The 8,689-nt window shown below is 61.9% G+C and carries 6 protein-coding genes and 2 pseudogenes; 6 read left to right on the top strand and 2 right to left on the bottom strand.

Going from position 1 to position 8,689, the window contains the following annotated elements; all coding sequences use genetic code 11:
* Together H7225_RS16125 and dnaJ are read left to right on the top strand one after the other, a co-directional pair.
* Positions 1-1,183, top strand: a pseudogene (locus H7225_RS16125) (Hsp70 family protein); the annotation flags it as partial.
* Between the two features lie 88 nt (positions 1,184-1,271).
* Entirely contained in the window at positions 1,272-2,420 is a 1,149-nt protein-coding gene (dnaJ, locus tag H7225_RS16120) for a molecular chaperone DnaJ (protein ID WP_290663656.1), read from the top strand.
* Between the two features lie 49 nt (positions 2,421-2,469).
* On the opposite strand, the pseudogene H7225_RS16115 reads toward dnaJ, so the two are convergent.
* Positions 2,470-2,913, bottom strand: a pseudogene (locus tag H7225_RS16115) (ABC transporter permease subunit); the annotation flags it as partial.
* A gap of 222 nt (positions 2,914-3,135) precedes the next feature.
* Between H7225_RS16115 and H7225_RS16110 the strand changes: the two are divergent.
* Together H7225_RS16110 and H7225_RS16105 are read left to right on the top strand one after the other, a co-directional pair.
* Positions 3,136-4,776: a tetratricopeptide repeat protein gene (locus H7225_RS16110; protein ID WP_290663654.1), complete on the top strand. Its 1,641-nt coding sequence runs from the start codon at positions 3,136-3,138 to the stop codon at positions 4,774-4,776.
* Between the two features lie 17 nt (positions 4,777-4,793).
* Positions 4,794-5,423: a HAMP domain-containing sensor histidine kinase gene (locus tag H7225_RS16105; RefSeq protein WP_290663652.1), complete on the top strand. Its 630-nt coding sequence runs from the start codon at positions 4,794-4,796 to the stop codon at positions 5,421-5,423.
* Between the two features lie 18 nt (positions 5,424-5,441).
* Here H7225_RS16105 and H7225_RS16100 read toward each other — a convergent pair whose 3' ends face one another.
* Positions 5,442-7,706 carry an arginine/lysine/ornithine decarboxylase gene (locus H7225_RS16100; RefSeq protein ID WP_290663650.1) on the bottom strand — a complete coding sequence of 755 codons (2,265 nt, stop codon included), beginning with the start codon at positions 7,704-7,706 and terminating at the stop codon, positions 5,442-5,444.
* 124 nt (positions 7,707-7,830) lie between these two features.
* Between H7225_RS16100 and H7225_RS16095 the strand changes: the two genes are divergently transcribed.
* Both H7225_RS16095 and H7225_RS16090 read left to right on the top strand, forming a co-directional pair.
* Positions 7,831-8,262, top strand: a complete 432-nt coding sequence (locus tag H7225_RS16095; RefSeq protein ID WP_290663648.1) for an NfeD family protein — start codon at positions 7,831-7,833, stop codon at positions 8,260-8,262.
* 26 nt (positions 8,263-8,288) lie between these two features.
* Positions 8,289-8,689: paraslipin (locus H7225_RS16090; RefSeq protein ID WP_290663646.1), on the top strand; the 401-nt coding region annotated here is incomplete at its 3' end.

Here is an 8,689-nt window from a genome sequence, read left to right as displayed (position 1 = left end):
GACCAAGGACGTGCTCGCCCTGCAACGCCTGAAGGAAGCCGCTGAAAAGGCAAAGATCGAGCTGTCGAACAGCGCGCAGACCGACGTCAACCTGCCCTAGATCACGGCCGATGCCAGTGGTCCCAAGCACTTGAACGTGAAGCTGACCCGCGCCAAGCTGGAGTCGCTGGTCGAAGACCTGATCGAACGCACGATCGCGCCTTGCCGCATGGCCATCAAGGATGCCGGTGTGAACGTGGCCGACATCCAGGACGTGATCCTGGTCGGCGGCATGACCCGCATGCCCAAGGTGCAAGAAAAGGTCAAAGAGTTCTTCGGCAAGGAACCCCGCAAGGACGTGAACCCCGATGAAGCCGTGGCCGTGGGCGCCGCCATCCAAGGCCAGGTGCTGGCCGGTGACCGCACCGACGTGCTGCTGCTGGACGTCAGCCCCCTGTCGCTCGGCATCGAGACCATGGGCGGCGTGATGACCAAGATGATCGCCAAGAACACGACCATCCCCACCAAGTTTGCGCAAACCTTCTCAACCGCCGAAGACAGCCAACCTGCCGTGACCATCAAGGTGTTCCAGGGCGAGCGCGAGCTGGCCTCGGGCAACAAGATGCTGGGCGAGTTCAACTTGGAAGGCATCCCACCCTCACCGCGTGGCACGCCGCAAATTGAAGTGAGCTTCGACATCGACGCCAACGGCATCCTGCACGTGGGCGCCAAGGACAAGGGCACCGGCAAGGAAAACAAGATCACCATCAAGGCGAACTCGGGCCTGACCGAGGACGAGATCCAGAAGATGGTGAAGGATGCCGAGTTGAACGCTGTCGACGACAAGAAGAAGGTCGAACTGGTGCAGGCTAAAAACCAGGGCGATGCCATGGTTCACAGCGTGCGCAAGTCGCTGACCGAGTACGGCGACAAGCTGGACGCCAGTGAGAAGGAAAAGATCGAAGCCGCGATCAAGGACGTCGACGAAGCCATCAAGGGCGACGACAAGGTCGACATCGAGGCCAAGACCAACGCCCTTATGACGGCCAGCCAGAAGCTGGGCGAGAAGATGTACGCCGACATGCAAGCTGCCCAAGGCGCCGCAGGTAGCGCGCCTGGTGGCGCGGCCGAAGGTGCTGCCGAGGCCAAGCCTGCCGACGACAACGTGGTCGACGCCGAGTTCAAGGAAGTCAAAAAGGACTAAGGCGTCTTCATTGCGCTTACGGGGCACAGACGTGTGAGAGACAATCTCGCACTCCTGTGCCCCTTGTCACTCACAGCCTGAAAGCATCATGGCGAAACGCGATTACTACGAAGTTCTGGGACTCGCCAAAGGCGCCTCCGAGGAAGAGATCAAAAAGGCCTACCGCAAGCTGGCCATGAAGCACCACCCCGACCGCAATCAGGGTGACAAGTCCAAGGAAGCCGAAGAGAAGTTCAAAGAAGGCAAAGAAGCCTACGAGATGCTCTCGGACGCCAAAAAGCGTGCAGCCTACGACCAGTTCGGCCACGCGGGCGTGGACCCGAACATGGGCGGCCGCGGTGGCCAGGGCGCAGAAGGCTTTGGCGGCTTTGCCGATGCCTTTGGCGACATCTTTGGCGACATCTTTGGCCAAGGCGGCCAAGGTGGTGGCAGGCGCGGCGGCGGCCCCCAGGTCTACCGAGGCAGCGACCTGTCCTATGCGATGGAAATCTCGTTGGAAGAAGCCGCAGCGGGCAAGGACACGCAGATCCGCATTCCCAGCTGGGAAGACTGCGTCACCTGCACCGGTACTGGCGCCAAACCCGGCACCAGCGCAAAAACCTGCCCGACCTGCAATGGTGTGGGCAATGTGCACATGCGCCAGGGCTTTTTCAGCGTGCAGCAAACCTGCCCGCACTGCCAGGGCACCGGCAAGGTCATCCCCGAGCCTTGCGTCACTTGCAGTGGCCAAGGCCGCGTCAAGAAGACCAAGGTCCTGGAAGTCAAGATCCCAGGCGGCATCAACGAAGGCATGCGCATTCGCTCGGCCGGCAATGGCGAGCCCGGCACCAATGGCGGCCCCGCTGGCGACCTGTACATCGAGATCCGCATCAAGCAGCACGAGATCTTCGAGCGCGATGGCGACGACCTGCACTGCCATGTGCCGATCCCGCTGACCTCGGCGGCCCTGGGTGGTTCGATCGAAGTGCCCACGCTGGGTGGCAAGGCGGAAATCGACATCCCCGAAGGCACGCAGCATGGCAAGACCTTCCGCCTTCGCGGCAAGGGCATCAAGGGCATCCGGGCCAGCTACCCGGGCGATCTGTACTGCCACATCGCGGTCGAGACGCCCGTCAAGCTGACCGAGCACCAGCGCAAGCTGCTGAAAGAGTTGGACGAGTCGTTCAAAAAAGGCGGCGAGAAACACTCACCCAACAGCAAAAGCTGGACCGATCGGGTGAAGAACATCTTCAAGTGAGTTGAAGTTAACCAAAGCAAAGGCACCTTCGGGTGCCTTTTTCAATGGTTCAGTGGTTCTGGTTGCTGCGGTGTGCCCAAGCCGTGGTGCGGGTTTCAATCACCGAAAACAGCTCGTACATGATCATGGCCATGGCACCCACCACCATCAACCCACCGAACGCCAGCCCCATCTGCATGGACGAACCCGCCGAGGTCAACAGGTAGCCAATGCCTTCGTTTGAGGCGGTCATCTCTGACACCGTGGTGCCGACGAAAGCCAGCGTGATGGCCACCTTCAGCGAGCCATAAAAGTAAGGCATCGAGCGTGACAGCCGTTCACACACCTTGATCAGCACGTCCCATCGGCGCGCACCCAACACCCGCAGCTCGTCTTCCAGCTCAGGCTCCAGCGTGGCCAGGCCGGTGGCAATGTTGACCAGGATCGGGATGAAGGCGGCTTTGGGCAGGGCGTTGAAAGCGGTCATCAGCGGGTAGATCGCCGAGTAGGCCAAGCTTTGGCCGCCTGGCACAGGCTCACGCCTTTGATTTGAATCAGCAAAATGCGACGGATCAGCTTGAACAAGGTCATTTGACAAAACTCCAAAGAGGAAACAGGTGACGCCCTTACTTACGCAAGATCTACGCACAGTTGGGGCATGGGCTCAAGTTGTTCGCCAGAAATGCCGAAATCCGAAATACAGCCTGGTTAGGCCACAAGATGCGGGTAATTTTTCATGGCAACTCAAACTCAATTTTCAAACCTTCAGGCCCTGGTCATCGACGACATGTCGGTGCAGCAGACCACTTTGCGTGGCCAGCTGGGGCAGTTGGGCATCACGCGGGTTGACGTAGCCGCCAACGCGGAAGACGCCGCGCGCCTGATCAAAAGTCGCCGTTACAACCTCATCCTGTGTGACTACAACCTGAACCAGAAAACCGATGGCCAGCAGCTGTTCGAGCACTTGCGCGACACCAACCTGCTGCCCGTTGACTGCCTTTTCTTCATGGTGACTGCGGAAAGCGCCTATGCCTCAGTGGCCGCCGCCACAGAGCATCATCCGGATGCGTACCTGCTCAAGCCCATCACGGCCTGTCACATCGAAGACCGACTGAAGGCCTTGCTGGAAAAACGCGATGCCCTGCTGCCCATTAGCCTGAAGCTGGCCAAGGACGATCTGCTGGGCGCGGTCCAGGCTTGCGACCAAATCCTGAAAGCCGAAAACCGCTGGACGATGGCCGCCTTGCAGGTCAAGGGCAAAACCCTGCTGCAACTGGGCAAGCATGAGGAGGCCAAGCAGGCCTACCGGCAGGCCCTGGACAAGCGCAGCAATCTGCCATGGGCCCAATTGGGCCTGGCCCGCGCGCACAAGTCTGCGGGGCAGTTTGATGACGCCAGGCAATTGGCGCAGAACATCATCCAGACGCCGGAAGGCGAAAAGAATGTGGCCGCCTACGATGTGGTTGCCGAGTCCATGGAGGCGCAAGGCGATGCCCAAGGCGCCATGTGGGTTTTGCGCGATGCGGCCACCGTGGTGCCATCGGCACGGCGTCACCGTCTGCTGGGCGAAAGCGCCTACCGCAATGGCGACCTGGACACGGCCAAGGAATGCATGCAGAAAGTGGCCAAGGCCACTCGGGGTTCGGTGATCGCTCAACCCCAGGACACCTTGCTGCTGGCTCAGGCCATGGTCGACATGGGTGAGCCGGCCGACGCCTTGAAACTGCTGGTCGAGGGCAACAACCTGTACCGCAACCTGCCAACCTATGGCGGCGTGGCCCTGGCCATCCAGGTTCAGGCGCAAGTCAAAGCCGGCACGCCAGACGAGGCCGAGAAAACACTGAAGCGCGCCCGCGAAAACCTCCGCAAAGGCAAGGCCGATTTCGCCACCATCGCGCTGGCCAAGGCCGAGTTGATGGCCGGGTACGAAGATGAAGGCTTGAAGCTCTTGGCCACGGCCGTCAGCTCGGACCACGAAAACCCCAAGACCAAGCAAATGATCGGCAATGCCCTGCGCGCCACGGGGCACGAAGACAAGATCGATCAACTCATCAACTCGGCATCGGCCGCCATGCAGGCACGTGTGCAGGATGCCCGCAAACTGCTGCGCGACAGTCAGATCGACGAGGCTGTGCAGGCCATTGAAGCCGCGGTGCGCGACCACCCCGAAAACACCGCGGTTTTGCTGCAGGCAGCCCAGATCAATTGCATGGCTTTGAGGCTGAAGAAGGACTACAACCACGGCATCGTCGAGCGCGTTCGCCTGTACCTGAACCGCCTGGAAAACTTGATGCCCGCCAATGACCGCGTGACCATGATGAAACGTTATTTTCGAGAAACATTGGCCACCATGGAGCCCACCTCGGTGGCCCATTGAGCCTGACTGAAGACGCCATGGAAGCCGCCTCTTTTGCCCTCATCGCCCACGACCTCAAGAACGCTTTGGGGACCCTCGAAAACGAACTGGAAGCCCTGATCGATCAGCCGGACCCCAGTCTGGCCCAAAGCGCCTACTTGCACTGCACCGAGCTGCGCCGACAGTTTGTTCAGTTCCTGACCGTGTATGGCGCCCCCGGTGGACTGCGGGTGCTCAGCGAGGACGAGTCACCTCGGGACATTCTGAAGTCGCTCCAGCACACAGCCGCGCTCAAAAGGTTGATCACACCTGGCACGCCCAAAGTGACGGTGGACAGTGCCAGGGTCATGCCGCCCTTCTGGTACCTGGACCGTCGCCTGGTTTACATGGCCCTGGAGGCCGCCCTGCACAACGCCATGCGCTTCAGCCGACACAACGTGGTGCTGGGTGCGCGTGAGCAAGACGGCTATCTGGTGCTGAGCATCGAAGACGATGGCCCCGGCCTGGGCGCGATCGATCCGTCCGACCAATCCGATCAATCAACCGGCCTGGGCACCGCACTGTGCGAGGCGGTGGCCAAAGCCCACCGTTGCGCCGACCGTGAGGGCCGGGTCGCGCTGGTCAACCGCCCGGAAGGCGGCGCCAGCTTTGAACTCTGGCTGCCCTGAACCCGCCAGGGATGAAGCTTAGCCTTCGTCCTTGACGCAATCCACGTAGTAGCAAAGCTCACCCGCCTCATTGGGCTTGGCCACCAGGCCGTGAACGTCGGTGGTGAAGCCGGGGAACATGCGGTTGAAATCGCGGGCGAAGCGCAGGTAGTCCACGATCTTCTTGTTGAAGCGCTCACCGGGGATCAGCAGCGGGATGCCGGGCGGGTAAGGCGTCAGCAAGGCGGTCGTGACGCGGCCTTCCAGCTGCTCGATCTCGACGCGCTCGGTCTTGCGGTGCGCGATGTAGGCGTAGGCCTCGCTGGGCTTCATCGCGGGCTGCAAGTCCGACAGGTACATCTCGGTGGTCAGGCGCGCAATGTCGCTCTTGGCGTACATCTGGTGGATGCGCTGGCACAGGTCGCTCAGGCCCACGCGCTCATACATCGGCCACTTGGCGCAGAACTCGGGCAGCACACGCCACATCGGCTGGTTCTTGTCGTAGTCGTCCTTGAACTGCTGCAAGGCGGTCAACAGCGTGTTCCAGCGGCCCTTGGTGATGCCGATGGTGAACATGATGAAGAACGAGTACAGGCCGGTTTTTTCGACCACCACGCCGTGCTCGGCCAGGTACTTGGTGACGATGCTGGCGGGGATGCCGGTCTCGGCAAACTTGCCCGAGACGTCCAGGCCCGGGTTGATGATGGTCGACTTGATGGGGTCGAGCATGTTGAAGCCGTCGGCCAAATCACCAAAGCCGTGCCACTTGGCGTTGCCCTTGAGCACCCAATCGTCGGGCGAACCCACGTCGTCCTTGGTGAGCTTGTCCGGGCCCCAGACCTTGAACCACCAGTCTTTGCCAAACTCCTTGTCGACCTTGCGCATGGCGCGGCGGAAGTCCACCGCCTCGCGGATGCTTTCCTCGACCAGCGCGGTGCCACCGGGCGGCTCCATCATGGCGGCCGCCACATCGCAGGACGCGATGATGGCGTACTGCGGGCTGGTGGAGGTGTGCATCAGGTAGGCCTCGTTGAAGAGGTGCGTATCAAGCTTGGTGTTTTGCGCGTCTTGCACCAGCACCTGCGAAGCCTGGCTGATGCCGGCCAGCAGCTTGTGCGTGGACTGCGTGGCGTAGACCACGGCCTCCTTGGGGCGCACGCGGTCCTTGCCCATGGCGTGAAACTCGCCATAAAAGCTGTGGAAGGCGGCGTGCGGCAACCAGGCTTCGTCGAAGTGGATGTTGTCGATCCAGCCGTCGAGCATGCCCTTGATGGTCTCGGTGTTGTAGAGCACGCCGTCGTAGGTGCTCTGCGTGATTGTCAAAATGCGCGGCTTGACCTTCTTCGGGTCCACGCCCTTGAGCAAGGGGTGCGCCTTGATCTTCTTCTCGATCGAGGCCTTGGTGAACTCGCTTTGCGGGATCGGCCCAATCAGGCCAAAGTGGTTGCGCGTGGGCGTCAGGAACACGGGGATGGACCCGGTCATGATGATCGCGTGCAGGATGGACTTGTGGCAGTTGCGGTCAACCAGGACCACATCACCCGGGGCCACGGTGTGGTGCCACACCATCTTGATGGACGTGGACGTGCCGTTGGTGACGAAGAAGCAATGGTCGGCATTGAAGATGCGCGCCGCGTTGCGTTCGGAGGCGGCCACGGGGCCGGTGTGGTCCAGCAACTGGCCCAACTCTTCCACCGCGTTGCACACGTCGGCGCGCAGCATGTTCTCGCCATAGAACTGGTGGAACATCTGGCCCACCGGGCTCTTGAGGAAAGCCACGCCACCTGAGTGGCCGGGGCAATGCCAGGAGTAAGAGCCGTCCTGGGCATAGTCCATCAGCGCCTTGAAGAAAGGCGGCGCCAGCGAGTCAAGGTAACTTTTAGCCTCGCGGATGAGGTGGCGCGCCAGGAACTCGGGCGCCTCCTCGACCATGTGGATGAAGACGTGCAGCTCGCGCAGGATGTCGTTGGGGATGTGCTGCGAGGTGCGCGTCTCGCCATACAGGTAGATCGGCACCTCGGCGTTCTTGAAGCGCACTTCCTCGATGAACTTGCGCAGGTTCAGCACCACCGGGTCGAGCTCGGGGCCGGGCGTGAACTCTTCGTCGTCGATCGACAGGATGAACGCGCTGGCGCGGCTTTGCTGCTGCGCGAACTGGCTCAGGTCGCCGTAGCTCGTGGCGCCCAGCACCTCGAAGCCCTCTTTCTCGATCGCCGAGGCAAGCGCGCGAATGCCCAGACCCGAGGTGTTCTCGGAGCGGAAGTCCTCGTCGATGATAACGATCGGGAAGTTGAAACGCAGCATGGGCAGGGCCTCGATTGGGCGGGGGCGGCAGGTACGGAAAAGCGCGAAGTGTAGGGCCACTGTGGGTCGGCCGTGCGCGGCGCGCGCCTACACTCGTGAGCAGTATCCGCTCGGGAGAACAAGAATGGAATTTTCGATCGCCACGCTGTGGTGGGTCGCCGCCGGCGTCGCGGTTGCGGCCGAGCTCGCGACCGGCACGTTTTACCTGCTGATGATCGCGTTGGGCCTGGCCGCCGGCGGGCTCGCAACCCACCTCGGGTTCGGCCTGAACGCGCAAGTGATCGTCGCCGCGCTGGTCGGCGGCGGGGCGACCGCGCTGTGGCACTGGCGGCGCTACAACCAGCCGCAATCGGCGCCCGCGCGCGAGAACCGCGATGTCAACCTCGACATCGGCGAACGTGTCAACGTCGCCGCGTGGGCGGCTGACCGCACCGCCCGGGTCCAGTACCGAGGCTCGGCCTGGACCGCGCGCCTCGCGCCCGGTGCGCCGGCCGCGCCGGGCGCGCACGTCGTCAGTGCGGTCGAAGGCAACTGGCTCGTTCTCTCACCGATCTGATCACTCCCTCTTTCCGAAAGCCCCTCATGGAAGTCGCACTCATCTTCGCGGTCATCGCCGCCCTCTTCGTCATCCGCACGATCAAGATCGTGCCGCAGCAGAATGCCTGGGTCGTCGAGAGACTCGGCAAATACGACCGCACACTGACGCCGGGGCTGAAATTCGTCGTGCCCTTCATCGAGCGCGTCGCCTACAAGCACTCGCTGAAAGAGGTGCCGCTCGACGTGCCGAGCCAGGTCTGCATCACCAAGGACAACACCCAGCTGCAGGTCGACGGCATCATCTACTTCCAGGTCACCGACCCGATGCGCGCGAGCTACGGCTCGTCCAACTACCTGTCGGCGATCACCCAGCTGGCGCAGACGCTGCTGCGTTCGGTGATCGGCAAGATGGGGCTTGACAAGACCTTCGAGGAGCGCGATCACAT

Origin of the sequence: Aquabacterium sp. (assembly GCF_014378415.1) — a bacterium.
GTDB lineage: Bacteria > Pseudomonadota > Gammaproteobacteria > Burkholderiales > Burkholderiaceae_C > Aquabacterium.
This window is presented reverse-complemented; position numbering and strand designations above follow the sequence as displayed.

Coding starts and splice junctions, on each gene's coding strand:
- H7225_RS16100 (WP_290663650.1), bottom strand. CDS start 7,706: ATGCTGCGTTTCAACTTCCCGATCGTTATCATCGACGAGGACTTCCGC.
- H7225_RS16110 (WP_290663654.1), top strand. CDS start 3,136: ATGGCAACTCAAACTCAATTTTCAAACCTTCAGGCCCTGGTCATCGAC.
- H7225_RS16095 (WP_290663648.1), top strand. CDS start 7,831: ATGGAATTTTCGATCGCCACGCTGTGGTGGGTCGCCGCCGGCGTCGCG.
- dnaJ (WP_290663656.1), top strand. CDS start 1,272: ATGGCGAAACGCGATTACTACGAAGTTCTGGGACTCGCCAAAGGCGCC.
- H7225_RS16105 (WP_290663652.1), top strand. CDS start 4,794: ATGGAAGCCGCCTCTTTTGCCCTCATCGCCCACGACCTCAAGAACGCT.